At 63.3% G+C, this 19,474-nt stretch carries 14 protein-coding genes; 10 read left to right on the top strand and 4 right to left on the bottom strand.

Annotated elements, in window-relative coordinates:
- Positions 1-256: 256 nt before the first annotated feature.
- The 10 genes from bcsA (at position 257) to C8J36_RS16435 (ending at position 14,539) form a co-directional block, all read left to right on the top strand.
- A complete protein-coding gene (bcsA, locus tag C8J36_RS16480) occupies positions 257-2,467 on the top strand; it encodes a UDP-forming cellulose synthase catalytic subunit (RefSeq protein WP_062596111.1) in 2,211 nt (736 codons plus the stop codon).
- A 23-nt stretch (positions 2,468-2,490) separates the two neighbouring features.
- Complete coding sequence (locus tag C8J36_RS16475; RefSeq protein ID WP_132536481.1) at positions 2,491-4,893, top strand: cellulose biosynthesis cyclic di-GMP-binding regulatory protein BcsB; 2,403 nt, start codon at positions 2,491-2,493, stop codon at positions 4,891-4,893.
- On the top strand, positions 4,886-6,010 hold the full coding sequence (locus C8J36_RS16470; RefSeq protein ID WP_132536479.1) for a glycosyl hydrolase family 8: 1,125 nt from the start codon (positions 4,886-4,888) through the stop codon (positions 6,008-6,010). Before C8J36_RS16475 ends, C8J36_RS16470 begins: the two co-directional genes overlap by 8 nt.
- Positions 5,989-7,893, top strand: a complete 1,905-nt coding sequence (locus C8J36_RS16465; RefSeq protein ID WP_132536477.1) for a hypothetical protein — start codon at positions 5,989-5,991, stop codon at positions 7,891-7,893. The genes C8J36_RS16470 and C8J36_RS16465 overlap by 22 nt, the downstream gene beginning before the upstream one ends.
- A 282-nt stretch (positions 7,894-8,175) precedes the next feature.
- Positions 8,176-9,831: an ABC transporter substrate-binding protein gene (locus tag C8J36_RS16460; protein WP_132536475.1), complete on the top strand. Its 1,656-nt coding sequence runs from the start codon at positions 8,176-8,178 to the stop codon at positions 9,829-9,831.
- A 116-nt stretch (positions 9,832-9,947) separates the two neighbouring features.
- Positions 9,948-10,901, top strand: coding sequence for an ABC transporter permease (locus tag C8J36_RS16455; protein WP_132536473.1), 954 nt, complete (start codon positions 9,948-9,950; stop codon positions 10,899-10,901).
- 3 nt (positions 10,902-10,904) lie between these two features.
- Complete coding sequence (locus tag C8J36_RS16450) at positions 10,905-11,795, top strand: ABC transporter permease (protein ID WP_132536471.1); 891 nt, start codon at positions 10,905-10,907, stop codon at positions 11,793-11,795.
- Positions 11,792-12,859 carry an oligopeptide/dipeptide ABC transporter ATP-binding protein gene (locus tag C8J36_RS16445; protein ID WP_132536469.1) on the top strand — a complete coding sequence of 356 codons (1,068 nt, stop codon included), beginning with the start codon at positions 11,792-11,794 and terminating at the stop codon, positions 12,857-12,859. Before C8J36_RS16450 ends, C8J36_RS16445 begins: the two co-directional genes overlap by 4 nt.
- The gene (locus tag C8J36_RS16440) at positions 12,856-13,830 is read left to right on the top strand and encodes an ABC transporter ATP-binding protein (protein WP_207897531.1); all 975 of its coding nucleotides are present in this window, start codon (positions 12,856-12,858) and stop codon (positions 13,828-13,830) included. Before C8J36_RS16445 ends, C8J36_RS16440 begins: the two co-directional genes overlap by 4 nt.
- Before the next feature lie 37 nt (positions 13,831-13,867).
- Positions 13,868-14,539, top strand: a complete 672-nt coding sequence (locus tag C8J36_RS16435) for an aspartate/glutamate racemase family protein (protein ID WP_132536644.1) — start codon at positions 13,868-13,870, stop codon at positions 14,537-14,539.
- 24 nt (positions 14,540-14,563) lie between these two features.
- Here the strand turns inward: C8J36_RS16435 and C8J36_RS16430 are convergent, their stop codons facing one another.
- From C8J36_RS16430 to C8J36_RS16415, 4 genes are all read right to left on the bottom strand, one after another.
- Positions 14,564-15,538 (bottom strand): ABC transporter permease, encoded by a 975-nt coding sequence (locus tag C8J36_RS16430; protein ID WP_062596103.1) that lies wholly within the window; start codon positions 15,536-15,538, stop codon positions 14,564-14,566.
- A gap of 41 nt (positions 15,539-15,579) precedes the next feature.
- Positions 15,580-17,133, bottom strand: a complete 1,554-nt coding sequence (locus C8J36_RS16425; protein ID WP_132536467.1) for a sugar ABC transporter ATP-binding protein — start codon at positions 17,131-17,133, stop codon at positions 15,580-15,582.
- 121 nt (positions 17,134-17,254) lie between these two features.
- On the bottom strand, positions 17,255-18,259 hold the full coding sequence (locus C8J36_RS16420) for an ABC transporter substrate-binding protein (protein WP_062596223.1): 1,005 nt from the start codon (positions 18,257-18,259) through the stop codon (positions 17,255-17,257).
- 169 nt (positions 18,260-18,428) lie between these two features.
- A complete protein-coding gene (locus C8J36_RS16415) occupies positions 18,429-19,448 on the bottom strand; it encodes an aldo/keto reductase (protein WP_132536465.1) in 1,020 nt (339 codons plus the stop codon).
- Between the last annotated feature and the right edge of the window lie 26 nt (positions 19,449-19,474).

Raw genomic sequence — 19,474 nt, 5'->3', positions numbered from 1 at the left:
AAGCTTGGATTTTAACCATCACTATTTACCTCACTCTAACATTCGATTTCTCGCAGTGAGATTATCTATCCACTTTAATCAACCTGAAATAGGTTCGAAATCGCAAAAATGAGAACAAGATAAGGTAAATGCATATTTAAAGAGCTATTTGCTCACGAATCGACTCAGTACATCTATTTTATGTCGAATTTTAAATATTGACCCGTTTTTCTACTTAAACTACTTACTAATATGTAAACCAGAGGATGTTATTGTCATGCGTATATTATCTCTCTTCATTTGGATCACGTCCGCGGCGGCAATATTTGCATTTGTTTTGCAGCCGGTCGGGCCCGACGTACAATTACTTGTTTCCGCTCTTACGATCGCGTTTCTTTTCGTGATTACGCGCTTCAATAGATCAGGACCATTGCGTTACATTGCGCTTGCGACTGCAAGTATTATTGTCCTGCGCTACGCTTACTGGCGCACGACGAGCACGCTGCCGCCGATCGACGATCTGATGTCGTTCATCCCGGGCATCCTGCTTTACGTCGCCGAAATGTTCTGCATTTTCATGTTTTTCATCAGCGTGTTCGTGGTCGCCGATCCGGTCGAGCGTCCCCGCGCTCGCCAGCTTTCCGATGAGGAACTGCCGACCGTCGATGTGTTCGTACCGTCCTACAACGAGAGCGCCGAGATCCTTTCGCTGACTCTGGCTGCAGCGACCGGCCTCGACTACCCCTCCGACAAGTTCACGGTCTACCTGCTCGACGACGGCGGCACCGACCAGAAGCGTAACAGCACCGATCTCGAAACCTCCCAGGCGGCGATCGACCGTGGCAACACGCTGCGGACCCTGTGCCTCGATCTCGGTGTCCACTACCTGACCCGGGCACAGAACGTTCATGCCAAGGCCGGCAACCTCAATGCCGGGATGGAACGCACGTCCGGCGAGCTGATTGCCGTCTTCGACGCCGACCATGCCCCGGAGCGCGCCTTCCTGCGGGAAACCGTCGGTCACTTCAGCGACGATCCGGATCTCTTCCTGGTCCAGACGCCGCACTTCTTCGCCAATCCCGATCCGGTCGAGCGCAATCTCGGCACCTACAAGCACATGCCCGCCGAGAACGAGATGTTCTACACCATGATCCAGAAGGGCCTGGATCGCTGGAATGCTTCCTTCTTCTGCGGCTCTGCAGCGGTCCTTCGCCGCGAAGCCCTGGACGAAGTGGGCGGCTTTTCGGGGATCACGATCACCGAAGACTGCGAGACGGCGCTCGAACTGCACTCCCGCGGCTGGAACAGCGTCTACGTCGACAAGCCCCTCATCACCGGCCTCCAGCCGGAAACCTTCGCCAGCTTCATCGGTCAGCGTTCGCGGTGGTGCCGGGGCATGATCCAGATCCTCATCCTGAAGAACCCGCTCTTCAAGCAGGGCCTGACGCTTCCCCAGCGCCTGAGCTACATGTCGAGCTGCTTCTTCTGGCTCTTCCCCTTCGTTCGCGCCACCTTCCTCGTCGCACCCATTCTCTTCATTCTCTTCAACCTGAAGATCTTCAATGCCTCGGCCGAAGACTTCCTGGCCTATACCGTCACGTACCTCATCGCGTCCGAAATCCTGCGCAACTACCTCTACGGCAAGATGCGTTGGCCCTGGATTTCCGAGCTGTACGAATATGTGCAGTCGGTGTTTCTGGTCCGGGCGATCATCAGCGTCTTCCTCAACCCGCGTAAGCCGACCTTCAACGTCACCGACAAGGGCGTATCGCTGACCCAGCGCCAGCTTTCCAACCTCGCCTGGCCGTTCTTCGCCATCTTCGCCGGTCTCGGAATGGTCCTGTCCTATGCCATCTACCGCTACCAGACGGAGCCGGCCCTGGGTGACCTCATCGTCATCACCGGTGCCTGGAACCTGCTCAACCTCATCATCGCCGGTGCAGCACTCGGCATCGTCACCGAGCAGCCGAACGACGCCGACGGCATCAGCCTTCCCTCGGCAAGAGCGGCCGAGCTTGAAGTGGGCAACCAGACCGTGCCCGTCATCATTCGCCAGATCTCTTCGGAAAAGGCGACCATCGAACTGAAGAAGAACGCAACCACACCGCTGCGTGCCGGAGAATACGGCCGTCTGCTTCTCATCGATCCCCCGGCCAACGTCATCCTTCCCTCGGTTCCCGTCTTCATCGGCAAGCCGTCCGGCAGCGATCACCGCAGCTTCGTGGTCGAACTCGATGCCGAGGCCTGCCACTTCCCGGCGATTGCCAGCCTCATGCTTGCCGATCTCGACCTTCCCCGCGCTCTGCGTGACGGTCGCCAGAAGCGCCGGTCCTACCCGGTCGCCCTCCTGACCCTCATCCGCTGGGCCATCTTCAGCCCGTTCCTCGCCATCACGGCCGGCCTTTCGTCCAAATCGACGGCCGAGCGAACGAGCCGCCGCCGTCGTCCGACGGTCGAAAAGCCGCAACCCGTCGTCGAAGCCGCGTGACCGGAAAGCCAGAGGAAATCAACATGATCAAGTCATCCACCCTCGCCCTCGCGCTGCTGCCGTCCATTCTTCTGGCCGGCCTCTCCAGCACGGCGCTCGCCCAGTCCCTGACACAGACCCAGCCGCTGGCTCAGGCGGCGGTCCCCGGGCCGTTCCGCTTCAACACAGCGTCGCCGGCCGCCGCGCCGGCGCAGCTCTCCAATGTCGGCGGCTCGCTGCGCAAGATTGCCGCCAGCCCCTACGATCTCTTCTTCGACGGCGAGTTCGCGAGCCGCAAGCTCTCCTTCTTTGCCCGCCCCGACGAAGCCTCGAGCGCCTCGCAACTGGTTCTCACGCTCCAGACGGCCATCTCGGCCGCGCCGGAGCGGTCGAACCTCGCCATCCAGATCAACGGCCGCGAAATCGGCACCACCAACCTCGTGGCCGGCGACCCGCGCCGCGTCACCTTCGACATTCCGGCAGGCGTCATCCAGCCGGGCTATAACGCGGTTGCCCTTGCCGCTAGCCATCGCCACCGCGTCGATTGCAGCGTCGAGGCAACCTACGAGTTGTGGACCAAGATCGACCCTGCCCAGAGCGGCTTCGTCTTCCCCTCGGCCGAGGCCGGCACCCTCACGATGATCGACCTGATGCCGCTCGGCGGAACGCGGGAAGGCCGTACCAACCTGCGCGTCATTCTGCCCCGCGGCGCGCAGATGCCGGATTACGACCGTGCCCTGAACGTGGTCCAGGCGCTCACGATCGCTGGCAACTTCAACCATCCCCAGGTCGAGTTCGGCTCGACGCCGGGAACCGGCGCCGGCATCGACATCTATGTCGGCGCGGCCAAGGACGTCACGGCCCTGCTCGGAAACGACGCTCCGGTTCTCGCCTCCGGCGAGACGGCCATCGTTGCTGCCGGCGCCACGCCGGATCGCAAGCGCCTGATCATCGCCGGTCTCGATACCGCCGATCTGGACGCAAAGACCCAGCTGTTCGTGCAGCAGGCGATCCGCGACCGTCCCGTCGGCACGCCCGAAGGCCTCGCGGCCCTGACCAACATGAAGGGGCGTCTCCTCGTTCCCGGACAGAAGGTCACCCTGTCGGATCTCGGCTTTGCGGCAAAGCCCTTCGACGGCCGGTTCGTCCAGTCGAAGGTCAACTTCACCATGCCGTCGGATTTCTACCCCGGCGCCTATTCGAACATGAACTTCCACCTCAATGCGCTTTATGTCGGCGGCCTGTCGCCGGAAGCCGTCCTGACGGTGAAGGCGAACGACAAAGTCGTGGCCAACATCCCGCTCAGCTCGCCGCTGGGCGGCGCGATCCGCGACCAGCGCCTGCCGATTCCGTTCACGGCGCTGCGCCCGGGCCAGAATACGCTGGAAGTCGAAGCCCGGCTGCCCTCGAAGCTCGATGCGGCCTGCGAGTCCGTCGACAAGGCGACATCGACAATCCGCCTCTCGATCGACGGCAATTCCTACCTGGATATCCCGAACTATGCCCGCGTCGGCCGCTATCCCGATATCGCCGCGCTGACCTCGGGCCTTCCCGCCCCGGTCGAAGGCGACACGGGTGCCGCGACCACGCTTCTCGTGCCGAACTATAACGTCCAGAGCATGGATGCGGCGGCGACCTTCGTCGCCAAGATGGCCTATTCCTCCGGCCAGGTGAAGCCGATGCAGTACACTTCGCTGCTGCCGACCATGGACACGGCCAACCTCATCGCGTTCGGCGGCTACGACACGCTGCCCTCCGAGCTGGTCAGCCGCATGAACCTCGACTTCGTCAACATCCGCAACATGGCGGGATCGGCAGCTTCGCCCTACGAGTTTGCCGCTCTCGAAAACTTCGGTCCCCAGAGCGACATACAGCGCCAGATGACGACGAGCGTCGTCGGCACGGCGGTGGATCTCTCGCAGACGGCCGGCGGTTTTCTCGCAGCACCCCTGCAGCGTTCGACAGAGATGCTGATGGCGATCCGTCAGAAGACGGTCTCCGAACTTTCCAAGCTCAACATCGCGCCCCTTCGCGCCATTCTGGGCGACGAGATCAAGCCGGAAGCCTTCTCCCCGACCGCCGAAACCACGCTCGTCATCGCCCAGAACGCCGGCGGAAACGGCGGCCTCTGGACGGTTGTCGCCTCCAAGAGCGCCAACGGCATCGTGGCCGGCACGGATGTGCTGACGGACCTCAACGTGTGGAACACCCTCGGCGGATCGGTTCAGGCCTTCTCCGAGACCGGTATCAAGCTCGACCAGCAGCTTGCGACCAACCAGACGCTTTACCGGACGCAGCCCCTCAGCCTGTCGAACATGCGCCTGGTCACGGCAAGCTGGCTCGCCAACAACGCCACCGTCTATATCTTCGCACTGCTGACGGCCGCCATCCTCCTCGGCATCGGCACCTACATGGTTCTCTCGACCGGACGCCGCAATCATGGCTAAGTCGCTCGCCCTGGTCACATGGAGCCTCACGGCCGCCATGACCGTCCTCCTCTCCGCCATGCTGCCGACAAGCGGCCTGGCGGCGAACAAGACAAACCGCGTGAAGAGCGCGGAGACCTTCCTGCCGGCAGACTACATCGCCGGCGCCTGGTGGCTGTACAAGTCCATCTTCGTGGAAAATGGGCGCGTCGTCGACCGGTCGAACGGCAACGTATCGCACAGCGAAGGCCAGGGTTACGGCATGCTGATCGCGGTGGCTGCGGACGATCGGGAAACCTTCGACGCACTCTGGACCTGGACGCAGGAAAACCTTCAGGTTCGCGAGGATGCCCTCTCGGCCTGGCGGTGGAGCCCGGACGCGGCAACGCGGGTTGCCGACACGAACAACGCCTCCGACGGCGACCTGCTGATTGCCTGGGCTCTGTCGCGCGCTGCGACACGGTGGAAGGAACCGGCCTATCTCGCCGAAGCCCGCAGGATCCTCAAGGATCTCAAGGCAAAGGCGACGGTCAAGGATGCGACCTATGGAACGCTGCTCCTTCCCGCCGCGCAGGGTTTCGGCGGCAGCGCCGAGCAGCCCGGGATCGTCGTCAACCTGTCCTACTGGATCTTCCCCGCGCTTGAAGAGCTGGGCCTTGTCGATCCGTCCTTTCCTGCGGCCGACCTGATCGCAAGCGGCAAGTCGCTTCTCGAAAAAGGCCGTTTCGGCAACAGCGACCTGCCGGCCGACTGGCTTTCGCTCAAGGGCGCGCATCCGCAGCCGGCACCCGCTTTCGCCGCCACCTTCGGCTACGAGGCGGTCCGGGTTCCGCTCTACACGGCGTGGTCCGGCGCCGCACCCCTGTCGCTTCTGACAGGTGTGCAGAAGCGCTGGAACGAAAACGGCGCCAACGTCATGCATGTCATGGATCTGGCGACCGCCGCCGCAATGACGGCCATGCCCGATCCCGGTTACCGTGCCGTCAGCGCGCTTCTTTCCTGCGGTCTCGGCAGGGCTGGACAAGATTCCAGCATGCCACCCTTCGAGCCGACCGAATATTACCCTTCCACGCTCCATCTCCTGAGCATCATCGCCATCTCCGAGAGGTATGCATCATGTCTGCCAAGTCAAAACTGAAGTTCTCGCTGCTCGCAGCCACCGCCGTCCTCCTCATCAATCCCGGCTTGGTTCTGAAGTCGCTCCAGAACGACGATTCCGAACTGCGGGCCCAGGAAATGTCGTGGACCCTGCCGGCCTCCCAAGGTTTGGGCCAAAACTCTGGAATGACGCTGGACGCGAACGATCCGCTGCTGGCGCCTGTCGGTGCCGTCTCCTCGTCCGCAGCGGTCTCCGGCGCAAACAGCGCGTTTGTCGCGCCGACCGCAAACAGCGCTCCGACGATCGATAGCGTCGCCGTCAATCCGAAGGCGGCACCGGGCGACAACCCGTTCATGCGCACGACGGCAGCGGCATCCGCCACCCAGGGGCGCCTGCCCGCAGCCCAGCCGGTCTCGGTCGTCGTTCCCGCCGCGCCGATCGACGCCCTTCGCCCGGCCGCAACGCCCGTGTCCGCCCCCGTACTGACGCCTCTTCCCGGGTCCGATGTCGTCAATCCGTTTGCCGCGACGACGGCGCCGGCTTCCGGGATCAATTCGGCGCAACCGGCCACAGCCGCGTCCGTGGATATCTCGGCTCTTCGCTACTACGCCTCGACGCGCGACCTGAAGCGCGTCGGCGCCGAACTGCGCCGCCTGAAGGATCTCTATCCGGACTGGCAGCCACCGAAGGACCTGTTCACGCCGGTTTCGCAGTTCGATGAGCAGCCGTTGTGGAACATCTACGCGACCGGCAACTATGCCGCCGTTCGCGCCGGCATCGCTCGTGCCCAGAGCGTCAATCCGAAGTGGCAGCCGTCCGACGATCTCATGAGCAAGCTGCAGCTCGGTGAAGCCCGCAGCCTCATCGATGGCGCCATGGCCCAGAGCCGCTGGAAGGACGTGATTTCCACGGCACAGGCCATGCCATCGCTCATGGTGTGCGGCGAGATGCAGGTCCAGTGGAATGTCGCGGAAGCCTTTGCGCGCACACGCAGCTATGCCGACGCGTTCGACGTCTATCGCTACATCCTTTCGAGCTGCGACGATCCGGCCATGCGCCTGTCGACGGTCCAGAAAGCCTCGCTGCTCATTCCGCCGGTCGGCTTCACCTCGCTTCTCGCCCTCGGCCGGATGACGCAGGATGGCCATCCGGAGTTCGAGAACCTCGGCTTCGACGGAATCCGTCGCCAGATCGGCTCCTTCATCGAGCATGGCGATTTCTCGGAAATGCCGGCCAACGAAGAGATCACCCGCTTCGTCGATTTCATCCAGCGAAACGCCTCCGTCGAGGATGCAAACCTCGTCGGCTGGTACTTCTATTCCCAGAAGGACTGGGCGAACGCCAATGCCTGGTTCCTGCAGGCAACCCGGTTCAAGCGCGACCCGAAGAGCATCGAAGGCCTGATCCTGACGCTGCGGCAGATGGACAAGACGGAGGATGCGCTAAAGCTCGCGCGCCACTATCTGAAGATGTCGCCGGATGTCGCGCGCCAGTATATCGAGATCGTGGCCAGCGATCTTACGTCGGACAAGCCGACGATCGCCCTCGACGAAACCGAGAACAAGCTGTTCCAGGACACCGTGACGGCGCAGAAATCCGCCCTCGGCGCACAGGCCATCGGCTGGAAGTACCTTGCAAGCAACGACAAGGCGACGGCAAAGACCTGGTTTGCGGACTCGGTGGAATGGCAACCGACGGAAGGCGGCGTGGTCGGTCTGGCCGTTCTCGCGGCCCGCTCCAAGAACGCGCCGGCTTTGAAGGCACTGAAAGTCAACTACGGCAAGACCTTCACCGCACTCGAGGACTTCAAGGTCTATACGCCGCGCTATGTCGCCAAGAAGCCCGTCAAGGCCCGGTTGAAAGCGTCGAGCAAACCGAAGACGTTGATGGATTATCTGCGCGCCGACCGGTCGGACACCTGACCCACGGCCGGCATCGCAGACAGGCAAAACCCTGCCGCACCCGCGGCAGGGTTTTGCTCCTGAGATTTGCCTATTTATTGATCATGCGTATTTCGTAAGGGCTCGCTTGCTGCAGTCATCCCGGTAACCCCGCCGTTCGTCCATCCTCTGCCATGACGGATCCTCCTCCTTTTTGAAGACGGATCAAACTGCGGAAACGCATGACGCATCTCACATGGCATGAAACCTGCTTTCTCAAGTCAGCCTGGGCGGACCGCTCGGCACCGCAATTGAGGGAACAGAATGACGCCGACATCCAGATCCATCTTCCGCAGCCGTTCGATCCGAGACAGTGTGCGGAGCGCACTGATCGCGGGATCAGCAGCGCTTGCGCTCGCTGCCGCTTCGGCGAGCGGAGCGCTGGCCGCCGGCACCCTGCGCATCGGCATGACCGCATCCGACATTCCGCTGACGACCGGGCAGACGGACCAGGGCGGCGAGGGCCAGCGGGTGATGGGCTATACGCTCTACAACGCCCTGATCGAGTGGGACCTTTCGAGCGCCGACAAGGCCGCGACCCTGATCCCGAGCCTTGCGACATCCTGGGATGTCGATGCGACCGACAAGACCAAATGGACTTTCAAGCTGCGCGACGGCGTGAAATTCCATGATGGCAGCGCCTTCAATGCCGATGCCGTCGTCTGGAATCTCGACAAGCTTCTCAAAAGCGACGCGCCGCAGTTCGACAAGCGCCAGTCGGCGCAGGGCAAGTCGCGCATCCCGGCCGTCGCCTCCTACAAGGTCGTCGATCCGCTTACAGTCGAAATCGTGACGAAGACGCCGGATGCGACACTGCCCTACCAGATCAGCTGGATCCTGATGTCCTCGCCGGCCAACTGGGCGGCGCAGGGGAAGAATTGGGACGCGGTGGCGCAGAAGCCATCGGGCACCGGTCCCTGGAAGCTCGAAAGCGGCTTCACCCCGCGCGAGCGCGCGGAACTGACCCCCAATGCCGACTATTGGGACAAGGCCCGCATCCCCAAGCTCGACAAGCTGGTCCTCATCCCCCTGCCCGAGCCGAACACGCGCGTCGCAGCGCTGCGCTCGGGCCAGGTCGACTGGATCGAGGCGCCGGCCCCCGACTCCGTCGCGTCTCTGCGCGATGCCGGCTTCAAGATCGTGACGAACTCTTATCCGCACAACTGGACCTGGCACCTGTCGCGCGTCGAGGGCTCGCCCTGGAACGATATCCGCGTCCGCAAGGCGGCGAACCTCGCCGTCGATCGCGAGGGCCTGAACGAGCTTCTCGGCGGCCTGTCGATCCCGGCACAAGGCTACCTTCCGCCGAGCAGCCCCTGGTTCGGCAAACCGACCTTCAAGCTGAGCTATGATGTCGAGGAGGCCAAGAAGCTGATGGCGGAAGCCGGATACGGCCCGGACAAACCGATCACGACCAAGGTGGTCATCTCCTCGTCCGGTTCCGGGCAGATGCTGCCGCTTCAGATGAACGAATACATCCAGCAGACGCTCGCCGAAATCGGCATCAATGTCGAATTCGAGGTCGCCGACTGGAACACGGTGATCAACATCTGGCGCGCAGGCGCCAAGGACCCGAGCGCCAAGGGGGCGACGGCCGTCAATTACAGCTACTTCATCCAGGATCCCTTCACGGCCCTCATCCGGCAGTCGCAGTGCAACCTCGCGCCGCCGGCCGGCACCAATTGGGGCTATTACTGCGATCCTGAGATGGACGACCTGTTTGCCAAGGTCCGCACCGCCTTCGACCCTGCCGAACAGAACAAGGTGCTGCAGCAGATCCACGAGAAATACGTGAACGAGGCCCTGTTCCTGATGGTCACGCACGACGTGAACCCGCGCGCCATGACGGAAAAGGTCAAGGGCTTCGTCCAGGCGCAGAACTGGTTCCAGGACTTCTCGACCATCAGCATGGAACCCTGATCTCCACATGCCACACCCGATTGCGCGGCGCCGCGCGCGGCGCAATCGGGATGCCTCGAGACTATCCGTCTCATGAGATCCTTCGTTGAGAGGGGTCCTAGCGCAACGAGAACAGCATGCTGGCCTATGCCCTAAAGAGACTTCTCCACGTCATTCCCGTCGCGATCGGGGTGAGCATCGTCTGCTTTCTCCTGATCCATATCGCGCCCGGCGATCCGCTTGCCGCCATCCTCCCGTCCGACGCCTCGGCCGAACAGCAGATGCAGATGCGCGTCTTCTACGGGCTCGATCAGCCCTTGCCGGTTCAGTACGGGCTCTGGGCATGGCGCACGCTGCATGGCGATCTCGGGGTGTCCATCGCCACCGGCCGTCCGGTCCTGAGCGAAATTCTGGACGCGTCGATCAATTCGATCATCCTCGCGGTCGTCGCGACAGTGATCGGCTTTTCGATCGGCTCCGTGCTCGGCTTCGTGGCCGGCGTCTTTCGCGGCGGCTGGATCGATCGCCTGGCCTCCGCCATTGCGATGCTCGGCGTCAGCGTTCCCCACTACTGGCTCGGCATGGTGCTCGTCATCGCCTTTTCCGTCACGCTCGGCTGGCTGCCGGCCATGGGCGGCGGGCCGGGCGGTTCGGATGGGCGGGCCTTCAGCTGGGAGTATCTCCAGTTTCTCATCCTGCCGGCCGTCACCATGTCCGTCATCCCCATGGGCATCATCGCCCGCACCATCCGCTCGCTCGTGGCCGACATCCTGTCGCAGGACTTTACCCAGGCGCTCGCCGCCAAGGGCCTGATGTCGCGCCAGATCCTGCGCCATGTCGTGCGCAATGCGGCGCCCACCGCCATTTCGGTCATGGGCTTGCAACTTGGTTATCTGCTCGGCGGCTCGATCCTGATCGAAACGGTGTTTTCCTGGCCGGGCACGGGCTTTCTCCTCAACGGCGCGATCTTCACCCGCGACCTGCCCATCCTGCAAGGCACGATCCTCGTGCTTGCTTTGTTCTTCGTCTTTCTCAACCTCATCGTGGACGTGCTGCAGAGCGCGATCGATCCGCGCATCCAGCGGAGCTGATCCATGGCCGTCATCCCTGCAGACATGGTCGCGCCTGTCCCCGTCATCCTCAAGTCGCCCGGTTTCTGGCGCGGCGTCGTCCGCAGGCTCTGTCGGGACCCCGTGGCCCTCACGGCGCTCGGCGTCGTCGTCCTGCTCGTGCTCATCGCGATCTTTGCGCCCTATATCGCCCCTTATGATCCTTCGAAGGGCAGCGTCATCCGCCGGCTGAAGCCCATCGGCACGCCCGGCTATCTTCTCGGCACAGACGAACTCGGACGCGACATGCTGTCCCGGCTGATCTACGGCGCACGCCTGTCCCTCACCATGGGCGTCATTCCGGTCCCGATTGCCTTCGTCATCGGCTCGGCCATCGGCATCATCGCCGGCTATGCCGGCGGCATCGTCAACACGCTGATCATGCGAACGATCGATGTGTTCTACGCCTTCCCGTCCGTGCTTCTCGCCGTCGCCCTGTCCGGTGCACTCGGCTCGGGGCTGACCAATGCGCTGGTCTCGCTGACCGTCGTGTTCATCCCGCAGATCGCGCGCGTCGCCGAAAGCGTGACGACGCAGGTGCGCAAGCTCGATTACGTCGACGCCGCCCGGGCATCCGGCGCGCCCGCCCGCACCATCATCCGCGTCCACATTCTGGGCAATGTGCTGAGCCCCATCTTCGTCTTCGCCACCAGCCTCATCTCAGTCTCCATGATCCTTGCCTCCGGCCTGTCTTTCCTCGGCCTCGGCGTGCGCCCGCCGGATGCGGAATGGGGACTGATGCTGAACACGCTGCGAACCGCGATCTACAACAATCCGTTCGTCGCGGCCCTGCCCGGCCTGATGATCTTCGTCACCTCCGTCTGCTTCAATCTCTTTTCGGACGGGCTGCGCACCGCCATGGACGTGAAATCATGAGCGCCGTCGTTTCACCCTACAATGTCGATCCGGGTATCGGCGCGCGCGGCGGTCCCGCGCAGCCCCTCATCTCGGCACGCGGCCTCCTCAAACACTTCCCGGTGAAGAGCAGCGGCTTCTTCGCGCCGAAAAAGGTCGTTCGGGCCGTCGATGGTGTCGATTTCGACATCTTGAAAGGCGAGACGCTGGGCGTCGTCGGCGAGAGCGGCTGCGGCAAGTCCACGACCGCGCGGCTGTTGATGAACCTTATCGTCCGCGATCAGGGCAGTCTCCTGTTCGACGGGGAGACCGTCGGCGAGACCCTGCCGCTCGCGCAGTACCGCCGACAGGTGCAGATGGTCTTTCAGGACAGCTATGCCTCGCTCAACCCGCGCCTGACGATCGAGGAATCCATCGCATTCGCGCCACAGGTGCACGGCGTGCCCGCGGCCAAGGCGATCGCCCGCGCGCATGATCTGCTCTTTCGGGTCGGGTTGGAGCCCGGACGCTTCGCCGGCCGCTATCCGCACGAGCTTTCCGGGGGCCAGCGGCAACGCGTGAATATCGCCCGTGCGCTCGCGCTCGAACCGAGGCTGATCATTCTCGACGAGGCCGTGTCCGCCCTCGACAAATCCGTCGAGGCGCAGGTCCTCAACCTGCTGCTCGACCTGAAGCGCGATTTCGGGCTGACCTATCTGTTCATCTCCCACGATCTCAACGTCGTGAAGTTCATGTGCGATCGGGTCATGGTCATGTATCTCGGCAAGGTGGCGGAGATCGGCACACGGGCGACGATCTTCGGGCAGGCCGGGCATCCCTATTCGGCAGCCCTGCTCGCCTCGATGCCGAAGATGGACCCGTCGGAGCGGACCATGGAGCCGCCGCTCTCGGGCGACCCGCCGAACCCGATCGACCCGCCGAGCGGCTGTCGTTTCCACACGCGCTGTCCAGTCGTGGAGGACGTCTGCAGCCGAACCGTTCCGCCGCTTGCCAGCCTGTCCGCGGACCAGTCCGCAGCCTGCCACATGGCGGTGCCCGGCTCCGGCCATAGCCGCGCACCGAACCTTGGGGAGACCGTGTCATGACCGGGACGATGATCGATATCGACAACCTCTCCGTCACCTTTCGCCGGGGCCGCCGGTCGGTCAAAGCCGTCAACGGGGTCAGTCTGAAAGTCCGGGCCGGCGAAGTCGTGGCACTGCTGGGGGAATCCGGGTCCGGCAAGAGCGTCACCATGCGCTCGCTTCTGCGCATGCACCCGAAAGGCACCAGCATCGAAGGTTCAATGTCGGTGGCGGGGCATGACGTGACGGGGCTTTCGACACGGGAGCTCGGCAATCTCCGGGGCGCCGTGGTGTCGATGGTTTTCCAGGAGCCGCGTCTCGCGCTCGATCCCGTCTATACGCTCGGCCGGCAGATCGAGGAAACGATCCTGCGGCACGAGCGGGTCTCGAAGGCGGAGGCTTCCGCACGCGCATTGGCCTTGTTCGAGAAGGTGCGCATTCCATCGCCGCAGCGGCGCCTGCAGAACTATCCGCACGAAATGTCGGGCGGAATGCTGCAGCGGGCGATGATCGCCATGGCGCTGGCCTGCAATCCGAAGGTGCTTCTGGCCGACGAGCCGACGACGGCGCTCGATGCGACGGTGCAGATCCAGATCCTCCTGCTCATCCGCGAGTTGCAGAAGGAATACGGCCTGTCCGTCATCTTCGTCACGCACGATATCGGCGTTGCCGCCGAGGTCGCGGACCGGATCGCCGTCATGTATGCCGGACGGATCGTCGAGGAAGGCACGGCCGGCGATATCATCCGAAATCCGAAGCACCCCTATACGAAGGGCCTGCTCGGTGCCCGCGTGGAGCTGGCCGATGGCCGCGACCGGCTGATCACCATTCCCGGGGCACCGCCGGATCTGGCCGACCTGCCGCCCGGCTGCGCCTTTGCGCCGCGCTGCGCCGACGTCATGCCCCCCTGCCGGGTCGCCGTCCCGCCACTGGTGGGGAATGCGGGATCCTCAGAGCGGCCCGGGCAGGTCGCATGCCTTCTCTATGCCTGAGGAAAGGGCGGTTTCCGTGCGGGATCGTCACGACAGCATGAAGCACATCGTCGTCATCAACCCCAACACGTCGGCGGCGACCACCGCGATGATGACGGATCTCGTGCGCTGCGTTCTTCCGGCCAATGTCAGCGTCGAGGGAATGACCGCGGTTTCCGGCGTGCCGATGATCCTCAACCCGGCGCAACTGGACGCGTCCGTTGCCGGCGTTCTGGACATGGGTATCGCCGCCGCCCGAAACGCGGACGGTCTCATCGTCTGCGCCTTCGGCGATCCCGGGCTGGAACCGCTGCGAAACAGTGTCGGCATTCCCGTGGTCGGCCTCTGCGAGGCCAGCATGATCGAGGCAGCAGCGGGCGGACGCCGGTTCGGCATTGCCACGGTGACGCCGGACCTGGTCGACAGCTTTGCGCAGAAGGCTGAGAGCCTCGGCTTCGCCGACCGCTTTACGGGCACGCGCCTGACGGACGGCGATCCGCAGCGCTTGGCAAGCGAGCCGGATCGGTTGCGCGAGGCGCTGTCCATCGCGGTCCGGCAATCGCTCGACCGCGATGGCGCTGACGTCGTCATCATCGGCGGCGGGCCGCTCGGGCGGGCTGCCGCCGCGCTGCGGGAACAGCTGTCCGCTCCGATCATCGCCCCCATCGCATCCGCATCCGCCTTGCTTCTCAGGCTGATGACCGAGGCAGACGATGCGGCGGGTGCGTGACGTCTGCCGGCTCGCGGATGCGCCTCAGCGCGAGCCGCGGCGCCGGAGCTGGTCGAAATAGACGATGACGATGATCAGAGCGCCGGTGATGATCCGCTGCCAGAACGAATTGAGGTTCAAGAGGTTGGCACCATTGTTGATGGTCGCCAGAATGAAGGCGCCGAGCAGCGGCCCGTGGACGGAGCCGACCGCACCGAAGAGGCTCGTGCCGCCGATGACGGAGGAGGCGATCGCCTGAAGCTCCCAGCCTTCCGCCTGCGTGGCGTTGCCGATGCCAATGCGCGAAGCGAGCAGAATTCCGACGAAGGCGGCGCAGGTCGAAGACAGGATATAGGCGAGGTAGATGGTGCGTTCGACATTGACGCCCGAGAGGCGCGCGGCTTCGCGGTTCGACCCGACGGCGAAGAGGTAGCGTCCCCAGCGGCTGAGATGCAGGAAGATATATGCCGGTATCGCGACCACCACGACCATCCAGAAGAGGCTGGGCACACCGAGAAAATCCGCGCGGGAGAAATTGGCAAAGCTCTCATCGGTGATCGAAATGGTCGAGCCGTTGGTGATCAGCAGGCCGATGCCGCGCAGCGAGGTCAGGGTCGCCAGCGTGATGATGAAGGCGGGCAGGCCCATGCGCACGATGCCGAAGGCGTGGAAGGCGCCGATCAGCACGCCGATGAGCAGCGTGATGGCGATCGCCGGCCAGAGCGGCACACCATGCGCCATCAGCCAAGCGATGGTGACGCTGGAAAACCCGACCACGGCGCCGACCGAGAGATCGATGCCTGCGGTGATGATGACGAAGGTCTGGCCGACGGCGAGGATCGCCGTCATGGCGCCCTGTCGCAGCAGATTGCTGATATTGTTGGAGGTCCAGAAGCTGTTGGTCGAGAGACCCAGGAGAAGCCAGAGAAACAGGAGAAGCCCGAGAAGCGTCAGCCCGAACAGGATGTTCATGCCCTTCTTCGGCACCGGTGCCGCCTCGGTCGTGGTCTCTACGCTCATGATTGTCCTCCACCCATCGTCAATTCCGGTCTTTATCTTGTTTAGACGCCGATCGCCTGCGTCAGCACGTCCTCGTGAGACGCGGTGCGATAGGCATGGCTCGCCACGAGCCGTTTCTGGCGGAACACATGCAGCGTGTCGGCGAGTTCGTAGACTTCCGGCAGGTAGGACGAGATCAGGATGATGCCCGCGCCCTGCTCCAGGAGCTTGGAAAACAGCCGGTAGATCTCGGCTTTCGTGCCGACATCGACGCCGACGGTCGGCTCGTCGAAGATGAACAGCTTGGCGCCGTGGCTGAGCCACTTGCCGATAACGATCTTCTGCTGGTTGCCGCCCGACATGGCCGAAGCCAGCACACGCCGGGTCGGCGTCTTGATCTTCAGATCGCTGATCTGCCGGTCGGCATTGGCGATCTCCTGCTTGCGGTTGATCGTCAGGCCGTTCGAGAGGCGGTCGAAGACCGGCAGGTTGATGTTGAGGCCGATCGGCAGGTTGAGGCAAAGGCCCTGGTCGCGACGGCTCTCCGGCGCCAGGGCGATTCCGAGATCCATGGCGATGCGCTCATTGCGGATATCGACTTTCTGCCCCTCGAAAAAGATCTCGCCGGACGTGACCTTCTCGCGTCCATATAGGCCCAAGGCAAACTCGCTGCGTCCTGCGCCGATCAGGCCATAAAGGCCGACGATCTCGCCCGCACGCACGGTCACCGAAATATCCTCGAAGCCCGGGCCGGACAGACCGCGGGTCTCGACGATCGGCTTGCCGATCGGGTGCGTTTCCTTGTGGTAGACCTGCTCGATCGAGCGGTTGATCATCATGGAAATGAGTTCGGCGTCGTTGGTCTCGCCGATCAGCCGTGTGCCGACATGGGTGCCGTCGCGCAGCACCGAAACGCGGTCGGCCAGCTCGAACACTTCCTCCATGCGGTGGCTGATATAGACGATGGTGACGCCCTGCGCCTGCAAACGGCGGATCAGCCGGAAGAGCTGGGCCGATTCCTGCCGCGTCAGATAGGCGGTCGGCTCGTCGAAAATGAGGAACTGCGTGCCGCGCATGGCCGCGCGCGCGGTGGCGACCAGCTGCTGCTGACCGATCGTCAGGTCGGACAGCAGGGCGTCGGCCGGCAGGTTGAAGCCGAGATCGTTCAGCACGGCCTGGGCGGCCTCCGTCATCGCGCGTTTGCGCATGAGGCCACGCCGGTTCATCTCGTCGCCGAGGAACATGTTGGCCGCAACCGTCAGATGCGGGCAGAGAACGACTTCCTGGTGCACGGCATTGATGCCGCGAGAAATGGCTTCGTTCGGATCGGACAGCGGCACGGTCTGGCCGCACCAGACGATCTCGCCCGAGGTGCGCCGGATCACGCCGGTCAGGAGCTTGATCAGCGTGGATTTTCCAGCGCCGTTCTCGCCGACAATCGCGTGGATCTCGCCCGAGAGAAACGTGATGGAGGCGGGCCGCAGGGCTTCGACCGTTCCGTAGCGCTTGTGCAGGCCGCGCAGTTCGAGGATCGGCGCGCCTTTGGCGACGGGTCCGCCTGAAAGGGCTTCGACCTCCGCGTCATGCCGGTGGCTCACATCGTTCAATCCGGTCATTCGGCTTTCCTCCCGAGGTCGCGCGCGGTCGCGGCAACCCGCCTGACAAGACGTGCGCCGCGGCCGCGAGAATCGATGGACGGCGGGGCTCTGCCTCTGCAGAACCCCGCCGTCACGCGTCTTAGTTGATCTTCGGATTGAGAAGAGCGTCGATCTTCGGATCGGCCATGTTGGCCTTGGTGACGAGGTTTGCGCCGGTATCGACGTTGGCTTCGACCTTCTCCTTCTTGGAGACGGCGAGCGCGGTCTTGATGCCGTCGTAGCCCATGCGATAGGGATCCTGCACCACGAGACCGGCAAGAACGCCTTCCTTCAGGAAGCCGACCGTCTTTTCATCGCTGTCGAAGCCGATGACCTTGACCTTCTCGCCCAGCTTGTTTTCGGCGATCGCCTGGCCGACGCCCTGCGCCATGATCAGGTTGGAGGCGAAGACGCCGACGAGGTTCGGGTTGGCGGTGATAAGGTCGGTCATGATGTTGAGGCCCGTGGAGGCCTGACCATCGGCGTACTTGTCGGCCACGACCTTCAGGCCCGGATACTTGGACTTGATCTGGTCGAGGAAGCCTTCCTTGCGCTGTTCCAGCGAGCCGGCGCCGGGCGTGTTGGTGATGATGGCGATTTCGCCCTCGTCCTTGCCGGTTGCTGCCTTGATGGCGGCTGCGAGACCATCGGCCGCGATGCGTCCGCCCTGGACGTTGTCCGTGGTAAGGAACGAGCTGAAGGCCTTGGAATCGGCGCCCGAGTCGATGCCGATGATCGGAACGGACTTGGCGGCCTCATCGACCGGCTTGCCGAGCGCCTTGAATTCGGTCGGCGAAATCACGATCGCGGCAGGGCTGCCCGCAACCGCGTTTTCCAGGATGCTGATCTGGCCGTTCACGTCGGTTTCGGCCTGTGCGCCGAGTTCCGGAACGTTGACGCCGAGGTCCTTGCCGGCTTTGCGCGCGCCGGCGAGAACGATCTGCCAGTAGAACGAGGTGGTGTCCTTGACGATGATCGGAATGGTCACGTCCTGGGCAAAGGCACCCATCGGCATCATGGTGGCGATAACGGCAGCGCCGGCAACGCTTGCAAGCGAGCGACGTGCAAAGGCGCGACGCGACAGAATATGGTTCAGCAGTGTCATGGTGTTGTTCTCCTCCAACAACGTCTTGTTTCGTTTTCCTCCGACCGTACCGAAGACGCGGCGATGCGGTCTTTATCTATAAAAAACATTTTCCAATCCGACGCTAGCCCAAGAGCAATCTGTTTGCAACTGGCTTTCCCGACGTCGCACGCTCTCTTTTCGCGGATCTTCAGACCCGAACGGCGTCGGTGCCCAGAGGCGGCGCAACCAGCGTATGCGCATCGTAGGGCGCAAAATCTTCCGGCTGCAGCCGATGCGCTTCCAGCGCCATGTTGCGCGTGAGGCTCGAAGGCTTGGCGGTGCCGAGCAGGACGGATGCCACCAGGGGATTCTGCAGTGGATATTGCATGGCCGGCGCTGCCAGGGGCACGCCTTGCGAGGCCGCGATCTTTTCCATGGCGCCGACCTTGGCGAGAACGTCCGGCGAAGCCGGTCCGTAATCGAAATGTGCGCCCTCTGTGGCGCCGGTGGCAAGAATGCCGGAATTGAAGACGCCACCCACGACCAGAGAGGTCTTTTTTGCAGCACAGAGCGGCAGCAATTCGGCGACACCGGTGCGATCGAGCAGCGTGTAACGTCCGGCAAGCAGGATGCAGTCGAGATCGGCTTCGCGCATCACGTCGAGGCAGACGGGCACTTCGTTGACCCCGAGACCATAGGCGGAAATGGCACCGCTCGCCTTCAGTTCGGCCAGCGCCTTCAGGCCGCCATCGAGCAATTGCCTGAGATAGACCGCATTGCGTTCCGCGCCATGCGTGTAGACGCCGATATCGTGGACGAACAGGATGTCGAGCCGGTTGAGACCGGTTCGGGCGTAGCTGAACTCGACCGAGCGCATGATCCCGTCATAGGAATAGTCGTAGTCCGTCTGGAACGGCAGGGGATCGACGAATCCGAAGTCGGGAACCTTGTCGTCCGCGACCGGACGCAGGAGCCGCCCGACCTTCGTGGACACGACATACTCCCCCGACGGCTTGTCCCGCAGGAAATCGCCCACCCGCCGTTCTGCCAGACCGAAGCCGTACCACGGGGCCGTATCGAAAAACCGCATGCCCGAATCCCAGGCGGCCTGCAGCGTCTCCATCGCCGTATCGCGCGGGCAGGTCCGATACATGCCGCCGAGCGGCGCGGTCCCGAAACTGTATTCCGTGACGGACAAGTCCGTGGTGCCGATCTTGCGGGTCTTCATGGCATAAATTCCGTCTGCATTGCCTT

Source organism: Rhizobium sp. PP-F2F-G48 (genome assembly GCF_004342335.1).
In the GTDB taxonomy this organism is placed as follows: Bacteria; Pseudomonadota; Alphaproteobacteria; order Rhizobiales; family Rhizobiaceae; genus Ferranicluibacter.
This window is presented reverse-complemented; position numbering and strand designations above follow the sequence as displayed.

What these genes read in the sequence shown, in the direction of transcription:
- bcsA (WP_062596111.1), top strand. Translation starts at nt 257, where the DNA reads ATGCGTATATTATCTCTCTTCATTTGGATCACGTCCGCGGCGGCAATA.
- C8J36_RS16475 (WP_132536481.1), top strand. Translation starts at nt 2,491, where the DNA reads ATGATCAAGTCATCCACCCTCGCCCTCGCGCTGCTGCCGTCCATTCTT.
- C8J36_RS16470 (WP_132536479.1), top strand. Translation starts at nt 4,886, where the DNA reads ATGGCTAAGTCGCTCGCCCTGGTCACATGGAGCCTCACGGCCGCCATG.
- C8J36_RS16465 (WP_132536477.1), top strand. Translation starts at nt 5,989, where the DNA reads ATGTCTGCCAAGTCAAAACTGAAGTTCTCGCTGCTCGCAGCCACCGCC.
- C8J36_RS16460 (WP_132536475.1), top strand. Translation starts at nt 8,176, where the DNA reads ATGACGCCGACATCCAGATCCATCTTCCGCAGCCGTTCGATCCGAGAC.
- C8J36_RS16455 (WP_132536473.1), top strand. Translation starts at nt 9,948, where the DNA reads ATGCTGGCCTATGCCCTAAAGAGACTTCTCCACGTCATTCCCGTCGCG.
- C8J36_RS16450 (WP_132536471.1), top strand. Translation starts at nt 10,905, where the DNA reads ATGGCCGTCATCCCTGCAGACATGGTCGCGCCTGTCCCCGTCATCCTC.
- C8J36_RS16445 (WP_132536469.1), top strand. Translation starts at nt 11,792, where the DNA reads ATGAGCGCCGTCGTTTCACCCTACAATGTCGATCCGGGTATCGGCGCG.
- C8J36_RS16440 (WP_207897531.1), top strand. Translation starts at nt 12,856, where the DNA reads ATGACCGGGACGATGATCGATATCGACAACCTCTCCGTCACCTTTCGC.
- C8J36_RS16435 (WP_132536644.1), top strand. Translation starts at nt 13,868, where the DNA reads ATGAAGCACATCGTCGTCATCAACCCCAACACGTCGGCGGCGACCACC.
- C8J36_RS16430 (WP_062596103.1), bottom strand. Translation starts at nt 15,538, where the DNA reads ATGAGCGTAGAGACCACGACCGAGGCGGCACCGGTGCCGAAGAAGGGC.
- C8J36_RS16425 (WP_132536467.1), bottom strand. Translation starts at nt 17,133, where the DNA reads ATGACCGGATTGAACGATGTGAGCCACCGGCATGACGCGGAGGTCGAA.
- C8J36_RS16420 (WP_062596223.1), bottom strand. Translation starts at nt 18,259, where the DNA reads ATGACACTGCTGAACCATATTCTGTCGCGTCGCGCCTTTGCACGTCGC.
- C8J36_RS16415 (WP_132536465.1), bottom strand. Translation starts at nt 19,448, where the DNA reads ATGAAGACCCGCAAGATCGGCACCACGGACTTGTCCGTCACGGAATAC.